A 19,249-nucleotide genomic window follows, 5' to 3' on the forward strand; every position below is an offset into this window, starting at 1 on the left:
AGCACCGCACCCATGGCGACCTTGCCTATCGGATCTGCGGATGCGACGGAACGCGTCATCACGCGTGCGCTCCCCGCCCGGCTCCGCCTGACACTCCTCGGCCTGAGGACTGGCCGATTCATCTGGCGTGGACGACCTCAAAGCAGGGAGAGTGACGGAGTGGCCCGGAGGAACACGAGGACTGCCCGAAGGGCGAGCAGTGCAATGCTCCTTGAGAGAAGCTACCGAGTGCGGTACGCCGAGAACGGCCATGAGTCCTTGGCTCCCGTTGCCGACTGCGTGAGGTGTTCTCAGGAACGCATGACCGAGCTGAGTAAGCGCGAAGGTGTGACCGACGTTCGGGCCTTCCGTGTGGACGCTGGGCAATGGGGCTGGTGTGACAAGCATTAGGCAGCCCTGAGCAACGCAAAAGAGGCCCCCTCCCGATTCGGGAGGGGGCCTTTTCGTGTTTCTCTCAACCCCAGGTGCACCCCTGCACCTAGTTATTGGTCGGCCTACTGGCCGAGGTCGCCCTTCAGCTCAGCCTCAAACGGGCTGTCCTCGTACAGAGCCCTGAGGGTCTTAGTGTCCTCGTGCGATGCCGCAACGACACCGACCCCGAGCAGAGCAGCGGAGGCCGTTACGAGCGCCTCCCAGGGGACCGTAGGCCACACCAGGACGAGCGCCGGCACCAGGGCCGCGAGGACGGAATAGATGCGCACACCGTGCTTGGAAATGAAGTCGTACATGAGTCCCCCTCTTAGCTAAACAGACGCTTCCAGGTCTGCGGACCTGGGTAACCGTCAGCGTCGCTTCCGGTCCAGCCTTGAGACCGCTGGAATGCCTTAACGGCGGCTCGGTCAACGGCAGTCCACTGAGGGCCTGGACCCTGCTTGTAGACCTTCCCATAGCCCTTTTTAACGAGCTGACGACCGAGCATGGTCACGTACTGGTTCTTGGCACCAGGACGGAAGTAGTAGGCACCAGGGAAGGCAGGAACACCCGGCTTGGGCTTTGGCGCAGGAGTGGGCTTAGAGGGCTTCTCAGGCTTGCTCGGTGCGGGCTTGCCCTTATCCATGGTCGCCTTGATGTCAGAGCGAACCGCGTCCATGTCCATCATCTTGCCTGGCTTATAGCCAGGGTCCCACTTGCCTGGAGAACCCCACTCGCCGTGCCCGATGACGCTTCCCTCGTCCCACCCGTGGAAGTCGCAGATTGCCGCAGCCAGAAGCCGCAGGGTTTCGTACTGCGCCTCGGTCATCGGGTGACTTCCCGAATACCAAATCTCGACGCCGTAAAATCGGGAGTTCCCGTCAGTGTTGCTCTCGTCGTCGTTCGGAATCGGCTTCTCGGCAATCACGGCAGCAAGTACGTCGTCGTCACCAGATCCCGCGTGATTCGCTCGACCCCAGCCGACAAGATGAATGGTGCCGTCCTGAGAAAGCCCGAACTGGCAGAGAGGGCCTGGAAGAGCCGCAGTGCCCTTGTAGAGAAGCTCCCTCTGATCCTTGGAGTCACTTCCCGTGTGGTGCACCATCAGGCCGTGAACCGGGCCCCAAGCACCCTTGTGATTGCGGTTGTGGGTCTTCCAATCCTTGTACTCCGCATAAGGGATACCGAACTTCTTGAGCTGCTTGACTATCTCAGCAGCGGTCATAGGAGTTGCCATTAGTCCTCCGTTGGGTCATCCACCAGCCGGATAACGGCAAGGCGGGCAGGGTCGAGAGAAGTAAGGAGCTGGATAAGGCGAGCGTTTTCCTGCTCAATTCGAGTCAGGCGGTTCTTGATCTCGGTCAAGTCACCGGCGAGGCGGTCAGCCCGCTCCTTTTGGGCCTCCGCCTCTTCGCGCCACACCTTTGCGGCACTGGTTCTGTGGCTCGCGAGAACAACCACGAGGGCCGCAACGAAAGTCGCCAGAGTCCCCGAGTAGGAGAAAAACTGAGCAAGGGTCATGTGGGCTCCTGAGGGCAACACAAAGACGGCCCCGGACTCCGGTCCGGGACCGCCCTTAAGGCATTCGTTCAGCCCATGAGGATGGGCGTTACAACACTGGCTACATGCGCGTATCCGGTATCGGAGAGGTGGACGGAGTCCGTACCGGTCGCGCCAACATTGCTTGCCGTCCCCCAGTAACCCAGGGAATTCCAGTACGACCATGAGTTACGGCCGATGGTCCACATATCCACGAGGGCAGCGTCATACGCCTCGGCAAGTCCGCGGGCCCTTACTGCGTAATCCTGATACAGGAAATTTGTCACATCGTGGTTTCCCAGATGCGGAAGCAGAATCATCAGGTCGGTAGCCCCGTTGTTAGCGTCTCGAACCGCCTTGAAATACTTGGCGACAGAGCTTGCCCAAACGTCACCCGTGGTGCCGGCTACCGCATCATTAGGTCCGGCAGTGAAGATGCAGAGGTCTGCCGGATAGTTGGCCCCGCCGTTCCAGACCGCATTAAGCGCGCTAGCCGTATGCGTTCCGTAGGTCGACGCCCGAGCGCCAGCCTTGGCAAGGTTGTCGACCACAACTCCAGTAGAATTCTCGCCTGCAACACCACATACGGAAAGGAACTGGCCTGTCCCCGAAGAGGTGCCCTTCCAAGTGAGTGTTACGTCATGGTCTCCAGCACTCAGCCCGTTGACAGTAGTGGTCTGAATGGATGCCTGAGAGCCCCCACCATCGGCTACAGTAACCGCCGCAGCGCCGTCGATCGAATAGGTATATCCGGCCCGGGTAGACGCGCCAGTGACCGTGTAAATCTTGACGGTCGTACCGGTGACCCGAAAAGTGATGCTGGCTCCCGTGGTCTGGCAGTAGACGTAAGTGACACCAGGGCCGTACTGGCTACCACCCAAAGTCCAAACACCGCTCTGCGATGCGACAGACTTATTTGCCAGCCACGCGGCCAAGGCGTTGGCGTCTGAGGCTCCGTTGATGTAAGTAGCGGTCCGGGAGGCAGGAAACATCCCGCTCCCTCCATCTCCGTACTGAGCCTGAAGAGCGGCCCGGACGTTGCCGACCCAACCACCAGAGTGGAGGTTGGATGCGTAGTAGCCCTGAGAGGCAGAGCCGCCCGCCACGACGACACGAGCCTTGCCCGTAACCGCGGCGTTCCGCTTGGCCTTCCAGTTGGCTCCCCAGCCCGCCGGCACATAGACGCCGGATCGGTACTGGCCGAGCTGGGCTGCGGGGACCTTGCCCTCACCATCGAGGGTGGCGAGTCCGAGGGGTACCCCGCGCTGGGCCGCCACGGCGTCTAGGGCAGCCTGAGCACTGCCGTGAGGGTCGGAGTCCGTCAGGTGGGCTTCAAAGCGGTCACCTAGGTTCGTGGACAGGATGGCGACGCGGGCCGCTCCGAAGTCGACCCACAGGCGCTCGGAGTCATCGGGTGGCCCCTGGAACTGAGGAATCATCCCGTTCTCATCCGCCGTGAGGGCGGTGATGGGGGCTCCGGAGTGGTCCAGGAGGTCAGTCACCTGAGCAGCGCCCTCAGAGGGGCCGTCCCACACAGTTCCAGCAGCACCAGGGACGCGGGCACCTGTAACGTCCTCAGCCACGTCAGCGGCCGTACCGCCGAACAGAAGTCGAGCCATGAAATCTCCTTAGGGGCAACAAAAAAGCCCCCGGTGGGGGCTGAGGCATACGTAGGGGGTAAGGCGTTACATCTCTGCGGCCTCATATGTTCCGGAGATGGTGAGGAATCCCTTACGAGGGAAGATCGTCAGACCGTCAAGACCCTGTGACGTGGTGCTCGCGTTGGGCGCATAGAGGTAGAGGGTTGAGGTATTGCCGCCTCTGTTGGTCTTTCCTGTGATCTCAAGGAAGTTGGGCAGTGCCGGGGAACGTCCCGCGCCGTTATTGTCGATGTGCCCAGTGATGACCTGACCGGTTGCGCCGTTTGCTGGGGTCGGCAGCGTTACGCCGATGATCCAGTTGTCTCCAGATGCCTTGATGTCAGAGGAGGACGTACTAGCGATGTAGGCCGAGAACCAGACCACGTTTGGGGCGATCCAACGCCACCGACCTGTGCGGGTGGCAGGGTTAGCACAGTTGACCATGCTTGGCGTATAGGTCCGAGACTTGCCCAGGTGTCGGGTGATCACCCGCCCGTCACGACCGTTGAAAGCCTCGTACTGCGAAAAGTTGTTGTTGCTGTCCATGTCCACGTAGAACGTGCCCCGCGGCTGAAGTGCAGCTCCCTCTTCCGCATTCCAGGGGTAGGCCACCCGAGCAGGCACGTTGAACGGCATGCGGCCCTCGATAGTGACCGATGCGTTGTTGGCCGCTGCGGTGACTTCGTAGAGGGGCATTTCCCAGATCCCTCCCGCCTGTCGGCGGGGAGTTGGGACGACCGGAGTAGCCGCAGCCGTGCCCGTGATAACGGCTATGTTCACCGCGCTCTTAGCCATATCGGCCTGAAGAACGATCAGGTCCTTACGCGGCTTGGTGGTGCTGTTGTTGGCAATCGTGACGGAAAGCATTGCCGTAAGGGTGTAGTAGAAACCGCCCACCCAAGCCTTGCCTGGATTGATTTGAACAGTCCGACCATTCACGACCGAGGCATTGAACGGCAGGGAAGTAGTTCCGTAGGTTGCGGCAGTGAGCTGAAAGTCAACTCGGTCACCGCCCCACATGTTTGCCATGGCTTGCCACTGGGACTGAGAGACGATCTGAGCACCGCCATTGGCATTGTCGGCGTTGAACGGGTAACTAACCTCTGCCATGCGGCCTCACATCCTTGCTTCGAGTCGACGCAACTTGCGTTGCATGTCATAAACGGTCTTGTAGAGGTTCAGGGGGTCGCCCGTGCCCTGCTTACCGATCTTTGGGGAAACGTCCTGAACGTTTCCGCCATCGTCGATAGACACAACAACCTCCCGGACGACATCCACATATTCCGTTCCGTCTACCGCAACGGTCACCTTGTCGCCCACAAAGTAATGCTTGCCGAACTGGCAGTCAGGTGTGTCGATCGGGTAAATCTGGAAGTTGCCGTTCTTCTCGCCCTCTTCCAGGACAGAGCTTGCAGCGTCCTGGGCGGCCTCCTTGGCGTCCTCAAATTCCTGATCTGTCATCGTGGTATCAGCCTTGATGACGGCTCCGGTAGTGGTATTCACCTTGAGCTGGATGTCACGACGGTCTACAAACTGCTCGATCTGGATGCCCCATTCGGCCTCAGCCTCAGCGTCAATCTTCTGGTAGTAGTACCGATCGAACTTCTCGCCGGCACAGCCGACAATGGCCCGAGTCACCTTCGGAGCGCTAAGCGTCCAAATGAATTCCCGGAGATTGCCTAGCTCGGGAGAGAAGCGCACTTCCGCTGACTTGTCAGCAGGTCGGAAGACTTCGAGGTCGATCCGCTGAGCCTGGGCGTTGTAGATGAATCGGTAGCCCACTCCCTTTGCGTCAAACCACTCTTCGAGCTTGGAGCCGATTACATCCATTCGCATCTGGTCTGAGATGAAAGGCCACGGCAGAACTGACCCGTCAGGTTCGGTGCCGACATTCAGGCCCGGAACTCGTCGATCTGCAAGAGCACCAGGACCAAGAGCCCAGTTCAGCTCTCGCCATACGTGCTTCTCCATGGGGACTGAGGGCGAGATGAGACGCCAGGGCCGAGCGGCCTGGTACTGGTTGCCCACAGTCCTGGAGGGGTCTGGGAAGGCGAGACGCTGATAGGCAAGGGTGTTGTGACACTTGCCCGCGATGTATAGCGAGCCCGGCCCTGTGTGCTGAAGCTTGGTCCAATACTTCTGATAAGTCTGCACTTGCCCCGACAGGAGCGGCTTGGAAACGCTGTCCTGCCAAATGGCAATCCCCCCACCCTTCTCGATGAGCTGGGATTGGGGTGTGTCGTCCTTAATGAGGAGCTGCCAAGCACCTTCTTGAGAGAGACGCACAGTGAAGTCAAGTGAGAGCCATTCGTCAATCTCTCCGACGCGCTTTAGGTTCTTGTCGAACACCTCAACCCGATAGCCCACGGAGCCCCCTATACGTAAGACGCGTACCGGGGTTGGAAGGTGAGCACGACTGCCGCCTTGCCTGATCCGGTTACTACTGAGATGGATGCATTGCTGTCGCCTGGCTCCACTGACCAGAACTGTGGGTTGGTAGCGAGCTTGGGCCAGTAGTTGACACCTAGGTCGTCCTTGACGGTCTTCTTTCCGGGCCGGGTGTCGATGGTGAGAACACGTCCCGCCGGCACCAGGTCCGAACTGTCTGCGGGCGCGTTGCCCTTCAGGGTTTCTCCGCTAGGGCTGGTGAATGTGAAGCTCTTGATGGGGCCGTGGAGACGCCAGATCGGCCAAGCCTCGATGTCGCCAGGGTTTGAGATGACGAGGCTTTCGCCAGGGCCACCCATAACGCCATCCGCAATCTTCATAGGAAAGAAGGCCGCGGTAGTGCTCAGGAAGGGATCCCCAGTTCCGAAGCTCCAAGAGGTCGTCTCATACCGGTCCTGATAGAACCAAGGATCCATAGCAGTGAAAGTGAGCCCGTACTTCGACCACGTGAAACCAGCGGTGTCGGTGCCCTCAGAGCCCTCCATACCGCCCTTGTAGTAGCACGTGAGCTGTCGAGTCAGGCCACTGCCCTCGGTGAACTTCAGAAGGCAGTAACCCCGCTTGGGGTTGAGGGCCTGGAAGAGCTTCCGCTTCAGGCCGTTAATGGTCTGTCGGTCAACGCCGTGCAGATAGACGGGGAGCATCACTTCCCGGGCTGCCGCCCGAGCAGATCGGAATATGGAACCGTCGAGGTTTGGGGAGTCATCCGAGAACAGTCCGAAGGGCGGCATATCCAAACCTGTTGCGCCCGGCTGCATGATGATGGCTGGCCACTCACGGCCAGAGAACAGGGTCAGGGGGATTTCCTCCCCCTGACCGTTGCTCCCTGCCACGGAAACACTCGTCCGACCCCACTGAACCGGTGCCGGCGGCTGCGGCCTGATGACCACAGGTGGTGCCGGTCGTGTCCTTACCGGAATTGGCATATGGGGTCCCCCTTACAGGTAAAGGGCCTCCGCAGTCTGGAGAGCCCTTAGCACTGCCTGAGGCGTCGGCTCGTTGCGAGCCTCATGGATGTGAATTTCGTACCGCTTGCCGTTGAGAATCCCTTCGGTGTCCTCGTTGTTGAACACCCGCTCTCCACCACCAAAGGCGACGAGTTCACGGCCCTTCTCGCCTACCATGGCAAGGCCAGGAGAAGCGGAGATGGTTCCGGTCGCATAGCCCTTGTTTCCAGAGAGGGCCTTCTGCCAGTTACCGCCGTAGCGATTTCGGGCATAGTTGAGGCCGGAGTAGATGTTGGCCAACGGGTTAACAGAGGTGCCGTAAAGGAACGGCCCCGTCTTCCGGAAGGGACCTGCCCAACGCTGAAACGTGGGCCCAATGACCTGCATAAGACCAACCGACGGATGGCCCATCTTCCAGTTGCTATCCCACTTGTTGACGATGGTCGGGTTTCCCCCAGACTCGACGCCAATACGGTGCATGACCAATGGGAGAGCGCTAGAAGGGAGCCCCAGCATGGCGAGAGCCTGAGCGGCAACAGGTGCCCATCTCTGGACGCCCTTACCTGAGCCAGGCTCAACGATCATGTTGGCGATATCAGGGATATTCGCCGTGACCTTAGAACCGCTGCTGAAGTCGAACAAGCCCTTCGTGTTCGGCATTGCTTCCTGGGCATTGGCCATCACGCCACCGAGGACGCGCCCGGCGTAAGCCATCGGCGCATCCCTGATTTCCTTCACGGTCTCGACCATGTCAATCAGGCTGTTGTATGAGCCCGAGAAGATCCCGCCGATATCGTCGAAGGCATCCGAGATGGCGCCAAAGGGATCGGTTGCAAGATCCCAGATGGAGCTTGCGGAGTCCTTTACGCCACTGAACAGGTTGTCCCAAACCTTGCTCACGGTCTCCGTGCTGAAGACGTGGCCCATGTACTTCTTACCTCGGTCAACGATGTTGCCCGAGCCCTTCCAAACGTCCGACCAGAAATAGTCACCGAGGACGGGACCGAGAGCCCCGCCGAGGATTCCCGCAATCTGACCGACTCCGGAAGGCACTCGCTTGAGGAGCGAGAACAGATCCTCAGTCATCCAGTCGTACATGCCACGGAACTTCGAAGCGGTGACAGAACCACCGATGCCGGCGGAGTGGTCGCCCGTCCGCAGAATGCCGCCCTGAACGCTTCCGCCCAGTGGGTCAGACGACCCGTCGAGCTTCATCGTCTTGAGCATTGCAGTGCCAACCGGAGCGATGTTCTGAAGGTCGATCATTTCCCGGATGGCGTCCAGATTCAGCGCGCTTCCGCCCCCGCTAGTACCGCGAGCGTGACGGCTGATCCTTCCTCGGACAGCGAGGGAGTTCCACGTGTTGATGGTCTCCTCGCCCAGGGCGTTAGTGACCTCAGGACGGAGAACGGATTCACCGGGGGAGAGGACTGCTGGGATGTTGTCAACCCAAGGTGAGTAGCCCGGCATGACGCCGTACATCGAGACATCTGCCTGAGTGGCAACACCGCCCCGGGCGTTCTTCTTGCCCTTGGAGGAGCCGCCCCCACCACCGGGGGACTTCTTGCCGATGCGCCCAAGGGCGTCATCGAGCCCATCACCCTCGTCCTTGGCCTTCTTCAGGGACTTGGCAAGGTCATCGACATGCCCCTTGACCTTGGACAGGCTGCGGCCGTTCAGGAGACCTACACGGCCCGCAAGCGAGCCCGCCCCGGTGCCTTGACCGATTTTGTCGTAAGCCCCGTCAGCGGCATCTGTGAGCTTCTTGAACTCTGCGATGACATCCGTCAGCCGACGCTTGTTGAGGTTAGCTGTACGGCCAGAGGTGGACGAGGACATAGCCCCGTCGCCGATCTGGTCGGCAGCACGCTTGGCAGCGTCTCTCAGGTCGTTGATGGAGCCTGTGACCCCACTGACCCGCTTGCCGTCGAGGTTTCCGACTCGGGTGTTGTCGGAAGTGATCTGCTTCCCGGCTTCCTCGGCAGCCGTCTTGAGCTGACCGAACTCGACCGTCACCTTGTTGAGGTTTTGGTTGTCGAGCCCGTTCACATTGCTCTTGACCTTGCCCAGCTCCGACACGACGTTCTGAGCGGCCTTCTGTACCTTCTCGACCTCCTGACGGAGCCCATTGAGAGAGGTGCTGTTGGCCTGCTGGGCGTTGGACTGAACCGAGTTGACTGCTGAGGCAGCCTGCTGAGCCGAGTTCTGGACTGAGCCGTTCCCGCCAGCAAGGGCCTGGCGGATCTGCCTCATGTTCTCTCGGTCGGTCTCCTGTAGCTCCGTGCGGAGCCGAGCGGCCTCGTCCCGAGCTTCCCTGATCTGGTCCTCAAGGGCTCGCATCTGTCGCTGTCCGTCAGCCACACGGGAGTCACGGCCCATGAAGCCGTCTAGGAGCCGCTGACCACTGGTCCGGCTGTCTCCGTTGCGGTTGGTGGCCCGCTGCTGTCTGTAGGCGTCACGGCCCGCCTGGCGGGCGTCACGACGGGAGGCGCCGTTGTCACGGGCCTCGTTGCGAGCATCCCGAGCTGCACGCCGCTGGCTGCGGATGTCCCGCTGTCCCTCGTAGGCGCGGACACCAGCACGTGTCACAGCAGCAGCAGGGGCGAAGAGACGACCGACCAGGCCCACGGCCTTGCCAATGACCTTGGAGAGCAGGCCAACAGCCAAAATCAAGGGACCCCACTTGAGCAAGAACTCAGTGATCGGCTTAGCCAGATCAGCTAGCCCTGATTCCTCAATCCACGTGGCAGCACGGTCAATCGTGCTGATGAAGGTCTCTACACCGTCCAGGAAAAGCCCAAGGAAATCATCGACCTTCGGCGCCCACTTCTTTGCCAGATCGGTGACCTGGTTCAGAATCCCGTCTTCGCCAGCGATCCGGTTGCCGAGGTCAGAGTAACGGTAAGTTCCGTCCTTGCCTTCCTCAATGAACAGGTTGCCAAGTTCGAACGACGCCCGTTCCTTCATCTGCTGGAGTCGACCGGTAATGGTCTCGCTCGTCATGGTGGCCGCAAAGCCCTTGGAGCCGTCGCCCGTGGCGGAACCACCCTTGTACTTCTGGGGGTTCCAGTAATTCAGCATTGCGTCCATGATCTGACGACCAGTGACACCGCCACCATCCTTGGCAGGGGTACCGATGACCTTCCACATCTCCGTGGAGTTCTTGAACCCGAGGAGTCCGGCAAGCTCAGAGGCGGGCATACCCGAAGCGGCAGCGAGCTGCTTCACGTTCTTCGTGGGCGCCCGGTCCATATCCATGATCATGTCCATCGCGTACATAGCGCGCTGGAATTGCTGCGGATTGAGGTTACCCGCACGAGCCATCGAGTCACCGATAGCCATAATCAGGTCAGTCGTCTGTGCAGCAGCGCTGTTGGCTGCCTTCGTCCGCGTTCCTGCGTCCTTGCTGTACCAGCTCTTATCCGTACCAGCGACGGAACGAATAAGCTTCATCTGGTATTCGTGCATGACGTCGATCGAGAACGGCGTATTGATCGCGTATTCCTGGATAAGTCGCATCTGCTCAGCAGACGCAGACTTGGAGACACCAGCCGAAGAGAGACCAAGCTGACCGAGAAGCCGCTTATCCGCGTTCTCGACACCGATAGCCGTCAGAGCGGCGCCGGCACCAGCCAGCGGAGCAAGGAAACGAGTCGTCAAAATGTTGGCGGCCTCGTTGATGGACATGCCCACCTGATCGAACCAAGTGCCCATACGGCGAAGGGCAGTTCCAGTCTTGGTGAAGTAAGACTGAGTGGTCGTGTTGGTGGTGTTGATGTTGCGGTTCAGGTCCCGGATCTGATCCCGCAGAGCCGTCATACGGCGCTGCTGGTCGGCTATGCCGTCCTGGAGGGTTGCCCGCTGAGCCGCTGCCTGCTCTCGGAGAGCGGCAACCTGCTGCCGTACCGCATCACGCTGAGCCTGGACCTGAGTCCGCAGGGCTATGCGCTGAGCGGCAGTCTGCTGCTGAAGCTCAGCCCGGTAACGAGCCGTCTCCTGCTGCATGGTGGCGATACGGATACGGGACGCTTCCCGCGCCTCGATGTCGCGCGTACGGTTCGCCTCGCGAAGAGCCTGGATTCTCAGACGTTCCTGAGCCTGCTCAAGCCGAGTCTTCTGCAGCTCCAGCCGAGCATGATCAGTGGCACCCTGACGCAGCAGCCGAAGGCGGTCCTTCTCCAGTCGTTCAGCAGTGCTCTGGCGCTGCCTGGCTGCCTGCTCCTCAAGGCGGACCGTTTCCCGGAGAGCCGCCTTCGTTGCAGAGGAAGCCTTCTTTAGGGCCTTCTCCTTCTTCTGCTCAAGGTCACGGAAAGTGCGCCACCGCTTGGCGGCTTCCTCGCCGTACTCCCGAGTGATCTGCTCCTCAATGCGCTTCAGATCCTTAGCGGATTCCTTCTTGCGCTTCTTGGTGCTCTCGTTGGCCTTCTTGGCGGCCTTGTCGACCTCCGCCGGCAGTGCCGCAAGACCCTTCTTCGCTCCCTCGGAGATGTCCTTAGCAGCCTTGGCGCCAAGAGCCTGCATCTCCCTTTGCACCTTGCGGCGGAGATCTTCCACGTCCTTCTGAAGGACCTTAGGGACTATCTCGATATACCCGGTGCCGACCTTGATTGGGCCTCGTGATCCTTCAGCCATGGAACCCCCTAGGCGCTGTTCAGCCGCCCAAAGAAGCTCGTGAGTTCCTGCGCATCGCTGAACTCTGGCTCACGCTGTTCGGGCTGCGGCTCCGGTTCGCCGGGCCGTGGAATGGGTGGAGGAAGCTCAAGGTCTCGTGCGTCGGACTCGTCGACGTTCGCCTTGAGGAAAAGGAAGTTGGAAAGCTCAAGCGCGTCAGACACACGCGCGAGCATGTAACTGCTCTCGGGCCATGAGGCGCGTTCGTCCATGGCCATCAGCAGAGTTGAGCGTCCGGGCTTGCTCATCAGGGAACGGATGAGCACGCCTACACGACGCAGAGAAAGCCGTCCGCGCCACACGTCCAGGAGGTCAACCCCGAAGAACTCCAAGAGGTCTGCTTCTAGTTCGTCGGGGAATTCCCGGATGACGCGGACGACCGTGATCAGTTTCCCGACTCGTCGTCCTGTCCCTGAGCCTCGCCCATCTTGCGGGCGAGATCACCGAAGTCCTCGATGGTCGGGCGAGTGGAGAGGTAGGCCGCCCACTGGTCTTCGCCAAGGATGAGCTGCGTTGCAACGATTTCGTCATCCGTCATCAGCACCTCAAGTGGGAAGTGCTTCGGGTGAGGGAGCTTAAAGGTAAGGCCGCGGTGCTCGAACGAAGCGAAGGTCTCAGTAGCCTCGGCCGCAGCCGCAGCAACCTTCTTCTTGCCGCTCTTCTTAGCAGGGGCCTTCTTCTCTTCAGACATGGGGAACTCCTTGGGGTGGGGTGAGAGAGAGTGCCGGGGGCGTAACCCCGCCCCGGCTCAGGGCACTACTTATGGAGTGACGGCCGCAACGATGTCGTCATTGGTGAGGACGTAACCGAGCTTGCCGGCGGAGTCCAGAGCCTCAATCGTCAGCTCGAACTTTCCGTTCTCGGTGCGCGAGAGCTGGATAGCGCCACGGTCCGAAATCATGGCTCGCGGGATAACCACACGGTTGCGAATCGCGTTCTGATTCCAGTCAACTACGAGGCTGAGTTCCTTGAGGTCCGGGGTGCTCGAAAGGTCAAGCTTGAAGACGCCCGTACCGACCGGAGTTGGGTCGGTCGACATGACCTCAACCCACTCGGCACCCCAGAACAGTTCCGTAGTGACCTCGTTGGTTTCCTGGAGGGTGGCCTTCACGGAGAAGGACGCCGAAGTCACGTTGTAGAGGACGGGAGTTGCCGACTGCCACGCATTCACCGGCTGCGTCTCAATGGCAGGAGTCAGTGTGACACCGCCTTCGTCCACGTAACCAAGAGCCTTGTAACCCGTCGGAGGAGTGCCGGTGGTGCCGAGGTCAGTTGGGACAACGAGGCTCTCACTTGCAGGGGCAACGTAGATCGCACCGTTGGGAGCAAATCGAATCTTCTGCGGGTCATTGGCCATGGGGCCTCCTGAGGGCATAGAAAAAGCCCCCAACAGGGGGCCTACAGATGTCGGGGGTTAAACGGCGGTGTAGAAAACCGATACTTGACCGCAGTACACGTGTTCCCGGCTGGATTCGTCGGGGTCGTACTTGGGAGAGTCGATCTCCGTTACGTCCAGGACGAGAGCCCCGCCAACGGCAGTGTCAGGAAGCTCCTCTAGAAGCTTCTCGCGTACGAGAAGGGCGAGATCGACGGCTTCCTTGCGGTCCATCGAGTAAGCGGCATACTCAACGTCGATCCGGTCCATGCGGTCCCGCACAACGCGGAAACCGCCCATGTGCTCTAGATAGACGGCAGTCTCACCGGTCACATGTTCCGTGAGGTCACCCAAGACGGAACCCTCAGGGATCTCCGTAAGGGATTCGAGGTAGGTGACTAGGAACTCAATTGGGTCAATCCTCATTCCACCCTCATCTTCAGAAGGGCGCCCTTGAGGTACCTACGGCCCTTGACCCTGCGGCCTCGGGGACTGGTGAACCCACGCTCTTGCAGCATCGCGTGACGAACCTGCGGATCGTCCTCGATCACCACGTTGCCGAACCAGCCGTGTGCATCGAGGCGCACATACGCCTCAAGGTTCTTCTTGATGGCGTTCCAAGGCAGGGGGCTGTGTCCTCGCCTCGGGGCGTCGGTGACAGCCCGGTGAAGCAGCTCCCCTGTCCGCTCCGCCACCAGGTCCCGGACCTCAGGCAGGGACATGGCCTGTCGCTCCCACCCTCTGTGCAGGGTGAGCTTCGTACGTGCTGCCACAGGACGTGTCATCGCAGAGCCCTCCAGGCGGACACCTTCAGGTGCCGGCGGGAGGTGTAGCCCCATCGCTCAGGCTCTCCGTCCACCTCATAGAAGTGGCCACTGAGCTTCACGCGGTCGCCAGAGGTGACCACAGCACTGAAGGGGAGGAAGACAGTGAGTCGCTCTTGAGAGAGGTCACGGTCAGGGGAAAAGGACTCGTAGGCCCTGTAGGGCTGAACAGAAGCCGTCCCTTCCCAGACCTTCACGGCCTGGTCCCAGTCGGGACGGCTGGTGTACGCGTTTCTGAGCTTGGGAGCCCGCCAGACCTCAACAGGGTCAGTCATGGAGAACAACGGGCCCCCTCATGTCGAGGACGGGACCTTCCCTGTGAAGGGTCAGTGAGCCGACTGAGCCACGGCGCCAACGCCCTTGACGGAGGCTGGTCCTGGTGGACGCTGAGAGCGACTGCGCCGAGCTGGCGCCTGAAAACGTCACCTCAACCTCACCGACCCGTTCCGACTCGACGCCGGGGGAGAGGGCAAGCCAGCGGATGACCTCTGAACAGGTGATCGCGGTGAGCGAGGCGGGTACAGCCTCGTAGCCCCAAGAGGCTGTGAGGGTCACCGCGGATTCGCCCCAGCCGGCACTACGGGTCAGGTGACGGCCGTTGAAGGTGTAGTCAGTCACGGCCTGGCCGTCCTGGACGACGGCAGTAATGGTCAGGAAGGTCTGATACCGAGCCGGGATGGGGAGGACACAGCCACCCTCCGGGAAGAGGGTGATGCTCTGGCCACTCCGCCTGTCCATGTCTCGACCGCAGTAGTCCTCAACGAGCCCTGTCACGTCTGCCAGAAAGGCAGTGACACGAGCTGTCTCGTCTGCGGCGACGGGCCGCCCAAGACGGGCGGCCACATCGTCAACGGAAGCCAGAGGCAATGCAGCCCCCTTACGCGGCGTTGTGGGTCGCGATCAGGGATTCAACGCCCTGCGCTACGATCAGCTGCTCTGGGCGAATCACCTTGCTGTCGTAGATGACGCGCGACTTCACGGCATTCGTGAACTTGGCCTCAGGCTGGTAAGCCTGCATCTCCGCGAACGGAACAATGAGTGAAACCGCAGAGGTCGCACCCATGAACATGTCGACGCTGGAGAAGTCCGTGTGACGGTTCTTCACCAGCTTCTCAGTTGGGCGGGTGTGGGAACCAAGGGTGTTCGCAACGCGAACCGGAACGCCGAGAATCTGACCGATGACACCGGAAGGCATCACGGCGTTCGCGCCGAAGTGCGAAGCGTCGATGAACTTCGGGTCCCGCAGAAGCGCAGAACGCAGCTTCGGGGAGATGAACAGGAAACGATCCTGTGGAGCACCCTTGATGTCCAGGTTCTCAAGCATCGCCACGACGAAGTCATAGACAGAAATGTCAACGCCCGCAGTGAAGTTGGCGTCAACGACCGCGTCAATCTTGCCGTGCAGAGCAGGCAGACCGCTGACAGTCGCGTTACGGTCCTCGGAGCCGTTCAAGTCCTTGCCGGCCACAGCCGCAAGCAGGGTCTTGGCAATCAGCGAATCCATCGTGTTGGCCAGAGTCCGAGCCCGCTGCCGGACCAGGTTCGACATGAGGTCGATACCGGTCTTGGTCTGGAGCTGGTGAAGGTTGTCAAGCTCCAGGTGGAAGCTGGAACCCTTCGCAACGGTCATCTTGATGTACTCAAGGGCCGCGTGGTCCGCCGTACCGATGGAACCGTATGCCTTGACGATTCCCTTATCGGTCACGGTGTCAACGAAGTGCGGGATTCGCACAACGTCGCCCTCACGCCGAAACTCGCCCTCATACTGGCGATTGACGATCTCCGGGGAGCCGAGAACTAGATTATCGTCCAGGTCCTCAAGGAGCTGGCTTACCCAAATCTCGGGAATGAAATGGCCGCCCGCGGCCTGAAGTGCACCGGCACCAGCGTTGTTACCGGCCTGAGTCGTAAAAGTCAATGTGGTACCTCTTTAGGTCAGAGGTCCCCCTTCATCAGTGCATCGAGCTTGCCCGCCTTACGGGCAGCAGAAATTTCCTGGGGGGACATTCGAGAAAGGGCGTCACGGCCGATCTGACCGGCTGCATAAGAACCGGAATCGCCTTGACGGCCAAGGCCAATCCCCTGGGCAAACTCGGGGGAGTTGGACGGCTTGGGGAGGGACTCCACGAATGCCTTGATGGCCTCGGTGTTCACCACTCCGTCAGTGCCGAGAAAGGCACTGGTGTTGAGGAACTCCGGGCGAGGAAGGGTCACGCCGGCAGTGGCAGCCTGTACGCGAAGCTCTGCGTCAACCAGTCGAGTACCGACCTCAGAGAGAGCCGCATTGCGCGCCTCTTCCTTGGCCTTCTCAATGGCCTTCTCTGCGTCCGTCATGGACGCGTCCTTGAGCTTCTGAAGCTCCGCGCTGGTGTCGTTCCAACGCTTCTCGTTCGTGCGAGAAAGGTTCTTCCACTTCTCCACTTCGGCCTGAAGCGTTTCCGCGTCAGGAGTAGCGGGAGGAGTGACCGGAGGAACCGGAGGTGTCGCAGGAGTCTGCGGGGCGTTCTGGGTGTTCGTGGTGTCGTCCATTGGGAGCCTTCCATTTCGGTGGCATCAAAAAAGGCCCCCATTTCGGGAGCCGTCCTTTGGTGAAAGTGAGCTACGCGGCCTTGCGGGCTGCGTTGCCCGAGTTGCCCTGAGGTGCCTTGCGGGCCGCCTTGTCTGCGTCCTGCTGGCCGTTAGGCTGTTCCGGCTGTGGTGCCGGGTACTTCTTTGCCAATTCCATTGCGTCCTTGGCATCCTGCTCCCGCATGACGCGGAAGCGCTCGATCTGCTGCGGGGTGTAACCCGCATCAAGAAGGAGCTGGTCTCTTGGTACGCCGATAAGCTGAGCCTTCAGCAGGGCGTCATAATGCTGGGCTTCGGTTCGGTTCTCAGGGTCACGCCAGATGACCTCTGCCCCATGAGCTTCGGCCCTCTTGTCGCCCATAACCCGGAACGCGAGTCGCATGACCCTTTCCCAGGATTCACCGAAGTGGAGCATTCGTTCACGAGTCTTGGCTATCAGGCCAGCCTCAGCAGAGGTGATGGACTCGCCAGACGGAGCCGTACCGCCGTTCAACAGGAAGTAGTGGAACGGGATTCGGCTGATGCTCGCCATGTGCTGTACGAGCATGTTCGTGAGATTCACGTAGTTCTTCAGGTCAGCCGCTTCAAACTGCCCAAACTTCACGTCCGGGTTCTCCGCCTGAAGGAGCTTGTCAACGGCTACCTTGTAGGGCTCGACAGGGCGTCCCTGGTCGTCCTCCTGGATCTCCAGGCCGGTGACGTACCTCTGGGGCCATGCCGCATACTCAGACGCAACCAGGGCGTCAGCCACGGTTTTATTGATCGCGTCAGCCAGAGGGATGACAACGGAGAGATCCGAGATCGGAGGGCCCGTCAGACGAGACCGGTTAGGGATAGGGACTACCGGAGGCTCTCCGAGAGGGTTCCGGGCTTCCTTGTAATCGCCCCACTGACCAGTCATGCCACTACCGGTGAAGACCTTCCCATCCCACCAGAGGGTGACGAACTCGCGTCCCCATTCGTCCTGATAAAACTTGGCTGCGGCCTCGATGTCCCAGCGGCTTCCAGGCTTGTACTGGACAACCACGTTCTCAGCACTCTCGACGGTGATAGTCGGCTGGCCGGCACCGTCCGCCCAAACGATGGCGTACGAGACTCCGTGAACCATCGCATCGAGGTGAGCAGCGTTCGACTCTGCGTCCAGGTGGTTTCGCTGCCAGATCTCGCGAGCGTCCCTGTCTCCTCCGGGCTCGTCAGTCATCTGGAAGCCGTCGATGAACATGCGTTCATTGACGCTGTCCACGATGAGCCCGCAAAAATTGTCTGACCAGCCGTCGAAGATGCGGCCAAACTCGCTCTGGTACTTGGCCTGAGCGAACACCATCTTTTGGTGCTTGCCGTCGTAGTAGTCCGAGCAGAAACGAAGATACGTCCTGCGGCGGAGTAGCTTGGAATGGAGCCAGTCAACCCACCCCGATGGGGTGTTGGGGGGAGACCCAACTTCAATATCGGCCAACGGCTACCACCCCACTACTCGGGACCTCCGAATCTGCATTCGGCCATCAGCGATGGCGTCAGCTCTCGCCTCCAGGGCAAGCACGGCACACACGGCAAGGTCGATCTTCCTTTTGGATCTCGGGCTGTCCTTCTGAATGAGGAGGCCCTGAGGTACTTCACGAGTTACGGCGTTCAGCACGTGACGAGTAAGCCGGTAGTCTCCGTCGTGCTTCAGGTCCCCCACCATTGCGGCGGTACGGAAGCGCTCAACGGCCTGCGTCATCCTCGTTGGCTTGTTCGTCCAGAACTCAAATACGGTGTCGTCACCGTGCTCGATTGCCCAGCGGCCGATGTTCTCTTGCCAGTAGGGCGGGTCGGCATAGAGCCAGGCAACTCGGTAGGTCTTGAAAGCGCTATTGACTGCGGCCTCTACCGCGAGAACATCAACTTCCCAGTCATCAGGGGCGTTCTCTGGACGCTCCCAGACTCCGAGAACGAACAGCTTGGCGTCACGCAATCTGACTCCGACAAGCCCCGTTGAGTCACCGCGGATTGATCCGTCAAAGCCGATGGCTATTTGGTCGCCCGGCTTGATCGGGTCGCCCTCGTCAAAGCACGCGTCCCACTCGCTCTTACTCATCCAGCCGTCTGAAGACTCAGCGATCTGGTTAAAGTAGAAGCGGCAATAAGTGCTGTCAGGAGTCGTGCGGTCGAAGAGGATGGTTCGCGTCAGGCCGTCGATGTCGGCCCAGGACGCGTCTCCGTACGCCTCTATGAGGGACGCGCGGACCTTCTCAGGGTCTCGGATGTCCTCGGGATCAATCGACCCCTCAAGGCAGTCGTAGAGCCAAATGCCCTGCGCGACCATCTCAGACTCATGGATGATCTGAGCAACGCTGTCCTCGGAAGGGTTATAGGCGTTCGTCGTCGATACCCAGCGAGAACCGGCTTTCGTCGTCTTTTCGATATTCCGCTTCAGCACCTGGAAGAAGTCCGGGCCCCCGTTGCTGCCCACCCAGTGATGGCATTCATCCATCAAACAAAAAGATGGCCGGTTGCCTTCATTTGTGCGGCCGGCAGTGGCCTTTGGTTTGATGCTTCCGGGCTTGCCACTCTTGAACTGGACGACCATCTTGCCAATGTCCAGGCCGTAAATCGCTTCGGCTGGAGACTCCGAGAGCATGCCTCGGATCATGTCCATCGTTTGCTCGGTCTGGTCCAGCGCAGTGGCGCCGATCTGGACGACTGGGAGGGGGACCGGCTTACCGACCGGAAGGCCGAAGGCGTCGAAGTGAGAGAACCTACAAGGGCCTAGGAATTCCACGATTGCGAGCGCCGCCAACAATGGAGTCTTGCTAAGCCCCAGCCCTTCGCTCGTCGGAGCGTTGC

The 19,249-nt window shown here is 60.3% G+C and carries 18 protein-coding genes; all 18 read right to left on the reverse strand.

The window, feature by feature from the left end; all coding sequences use genetic code 11:
- Window positions 1–494: 494 nt before the first annotated feature.
- The gene (locus ACFY5B_RS30200) at window positions 495–728 is read right to left on the reverse strand and encodes a hypothetical protein (protein ID WP_389975339.1); all 234 of its coding nucleotides are present in this window, start codon (window positions 726–728) and stop codon (window positions 495–497) included.
- A gap of 11 nt (window positions 729–739) precedes the next feature.
- Window positions 740–1,648 (reverse strand): peptidoglycan-binding protein, encoded by a 909-nt coding sequence (locus ACFY5B_RS30205; RefSeq protein WP_389975342.1) that lies wholly within the window; start codon window positions 1,646–1,648, stop codon window positions 740–742.
- A complete protein-coding gene (locus tag ACFY5B_RS30210; protein WP_389975344.1) occupies window positions 1,648–1,932 on the reverse strand; it encodes a hypothetical protein in 285 nt (94 codons plus the stop codon). Before ACFY5B_RS30210 ends, ACFY5B_RS30205 begins: the two co-directional genes overlap by 1 nt.
- 68 nt (window positions 1,933–2,000) lie before the next feature.
- Window positions 2,001–3,569 (reverse strand): hypothetical protein, encoded by a 1,569-nt coding sequence (locus tag ACFY5B_RS30215; RefSeq protein WP_389975347.1) that lies wholly within the window; start codon window positions 3,567–3,569, stop codon window positions 2,001–2,003.
- Between the two features lie 66 nt (window positions 3,570–3,635).
- Window positions 3,636–4,700, reverse strand: a complete 1,065-nt coding sequence (locus ACFY5B_RS30220; RefSeq protein WP_389975350.1) for a hypothetical protein — start codon at window positions 4,698–4,700, stop codon at window positions 3,636–3,638.
- 6 nt (window positions 4,701–4,706) lie between these two features.
- Entirely contained in the window at window positions 4,707–5,939 is a 1,233-nt protein-coding gene (locus tag ACFY5B_RS30225) for a siphovirus ReqiPepy6 Gp37-like family protein (RefSeq protein WP_389975353.1), read from the reverse strand.
- Between the two features lie 26 nt (window positions 5,940–5,965).
- Entirely contained in the window at window positions 5,966–6,871 is a 906-nt protein-coding gene (locus tag ACFY5B_RS30230; RefSeq protein ID WP_389975356.1) for a phage tail family protein, read from the reverse strand.
- 105 nt (window positions 6,872–6,976) lie between these two features.
- The gene (locus ACFY5B_RS30235) at window positions 6,977–11,617 is read right to left on the reverse strand and encodes a hypothetical protein (protein ID WP_389975359.1); all 4,641 of its coding nucleotides are present in this window, start codon (window positions 11,615–11,617) and stop codon (window positions 6,977–6,979) included.
- 8 nt (window positions 11,618–11,625) lie between these two features.
- A complete protein-coding gene (locus ACFY5B_RS30240) occupies window positions 11,626–11,988 on the reverse strand; it encodes a hypothetical protein (protein WP_389975362.1) in 363 nt (120 codons plus the stop codon).
- 53 nt (window positions 11,989–12,041) lie between these two features.
- Window positions 12,042–12,347: a hypothetical protein gene (locus ACFY5B_RS30245; RefSeq protein WP_389975365.1), complete on the reverse strand. Its 306-nt coding sequence runs from the start codon at window positions 12,345–12,347 to the stop codon at window positions 12,042–12,044.
- Window positions 12,348–12,416: 69 nt separating this feature from the next.
- Window positions 12,417–13,013 (reverse strand): hypothetical protein, encoded by a 597-nt coding sequence (locus ACFY5B_RS30250; protein ID WP_389975368.1) that lies wholly within the window; start codon window positions 13,011–13,013, stop codon window positions 12,417–12,419.
- Window positions 13,014–13,070: 57 nt separating this feature from the next.
- Window positions 13,071–13,457: a hypothetical protein gene (locus tag ACFY5B_RS30255; protein ID WP_389975371.1), complete on the reverse strand. Its 387-nt coding sequence runs from the start codon at window positions 13,455–13,457 to the stop codon at window positions 13,071–13,073.
- On the reverse strand, window positions 13,454–13,753 hold the full coding sequence (locus ACFY5B_RS30260; protein WP_306964288.1) for a hypothetical protein: 300 nt from the start codon (window positions 13,751–13,753) through the stop codon (window positions 13,454–13,456). Before ACFY5B_RS30260 ends, ACFY5B_RS30255 begins: the two co-directional genes overlap by 4 nt.
- A 59-nt stretch (window positions 13,754–13,812) precedes the next feature.
- A complete protein-coding gene (locus tag ACFY5B_RS30265) occupies window positions 13,813–14,130 on the reverse strand; it encodes a hypothetical protein (RefSeq protein WP_389975374.1) in 318 nt (105 codons plus the stop codon).
- Between the two features lie 602 nt (window positions 14,131–14,732).
- Window positions 14,733–15,773, reverse strand: a complete 1,041-nt coding sequence (locus ACFY5B_RS30270) for a hypothetical protein (RefSeq protein WP_389975377.1) — start codon at window positions 15,771–15,773, stop codon at window positions 14,733–14,735.
- Between the two features lie 17 nt (window positions 15,774–15,790).
- On the reverse strand, window positions 15,791–16,384 hold the full coding sequence (locus ACFY5B_RS30275) for a hypothetical protein (RefSeq protein WP_389975379.1): 594 nt from the start codon (window positions 16,382–16,384) through the stop codon (window positions 15,791–15,793).
- 70 nt (window positions 16,385–16,454) lie between these two features.
- Complete coding sequence (locus ACFY5B_RS30280) at window positions 16,455–17,879, reverse strand: phage portal protein (RefSeq protein ID WP_389975382.1); 1,425 nt, start codon at window positions 17,877–17,879, stop codon at window positions 16,455–16,457.
- 3 nt (window positions 17,880–17,882) lie between these two features.
- The gene (locus ACFY5B_RS30285; RefSeq protein ID WP_389975385.1) at window positions 17,883–19,202 is read right to left on the reverse strand and encodes a hypothetical protein; all 1,320 of its coding nucleotides are present in this window, start codon (window positions 19,200–19,202) and stop codon (window positions 17,883–17,885) included.
- Between the last annotated feature and the right edge of the window lie 47 nt (window positions 19,203–19,249).

Source organism: Streptomyces sp. NPDC013187 (assembly GCF_042899705.1).
GTDB lineage: Bacteria > Actinomycetota > Actinomycetes > Streptomycetales > Streptomycetaceae > Streptomyces > Streptomyces hawaiiensis_A.

Excerpts from the sequence above, each read along its gene's own strand:
- ACFY5B_RS30260 (WP_306964288.1), bottom strand. The coding sequence starts at position 13,753 with ATGTCCCTGCCTGAGGTCCGGGACCTGGTGGCGGAGCGGACAGGGGAG.
- ACFY5B_RS30250 (WP_389975368.1), bottom strand. The coding sequence starts at position 13,013 with ATGGCCAATGACCCGCAGAAGATTCGATTTGCTCCCAACGGTGCGATC.
- ACFY5B_RS30275 (WP_389975379.1), bottom strand. The coding sequence starts at position 16,384 with ATGGACGACACCACGAACACCCAGAACGCCCCGCAGACTCCTGCGACA.
- ACFY5B_RS30210 (WP_389975344.1), bottom strand. The coding sequence starts at position 1,932 with ATGACCCTTGCTCAGTTTTTCTCCTACTCGGGGACTCTGGCGACTTTC.
- ACFY5B_RS30245 (WP_389975365.1), bottom strand. The coding sequence starts at position 12,347 with ATGTCTGAAGAGAAGAAGGCCCCTGCTAAGAAGAGCGGCAAGAAGAAG.
- ACFY5B_RS30255 (WP_389975371.1), bottom strand. The coding sequence starts at position 13,457 with ATGAGGATTGACCCAATTGAGTTCCTAGTCACCTACCTCGAATCCCTT.
- ACFY5B_RS30235 (WP_389975359.1), bottom strand. The coding sequence starts at position 11,617 with ATGGCTGAAGGATCACGAGGCCCAATCAAGGTCGGCACCGGGTATATC.
- ACFY5B_RS30265 (WP_389975374.1), bottom strand. The coding sequence starts at position 14,130 with ATGACTGACCCTGTTGAGGTCTGGCGGGCTCCCAAGCTCAGAAACGCG.
- ACFY5B_RS30200 (WP_389975339.1), bottom strand. The coding sequence starts at position 728 with ATGTACGACTTCATTTCCAAGCACGGTGTGCGCATCTATTCCGTCCTC.
- ACFY5B_RS30220 (WP_389975350.1), bottom strand. The coding sequence starts at position 4,700 with ATGGCAGAGGTTAGTTACCCGTTCAACGCCGACAATGCCAATGGCGGT.
- ACFY5B_RS30205 (WP_389975342.1), bottom strand. The coding sequence starts at position 1,648 with ATGGCAACTCCTATGACCGCTGCTGAGATAGTCAAGCAGCTCAAGAAG.
- ACFY5B_RS30215 (WP_389975347.1), bottom strand. The coding sequence starts at position 3,569 with ATGGCTCGACTTCTGTTCGGCGGTACGGCCGCTGACGTGGCTGAGGAC.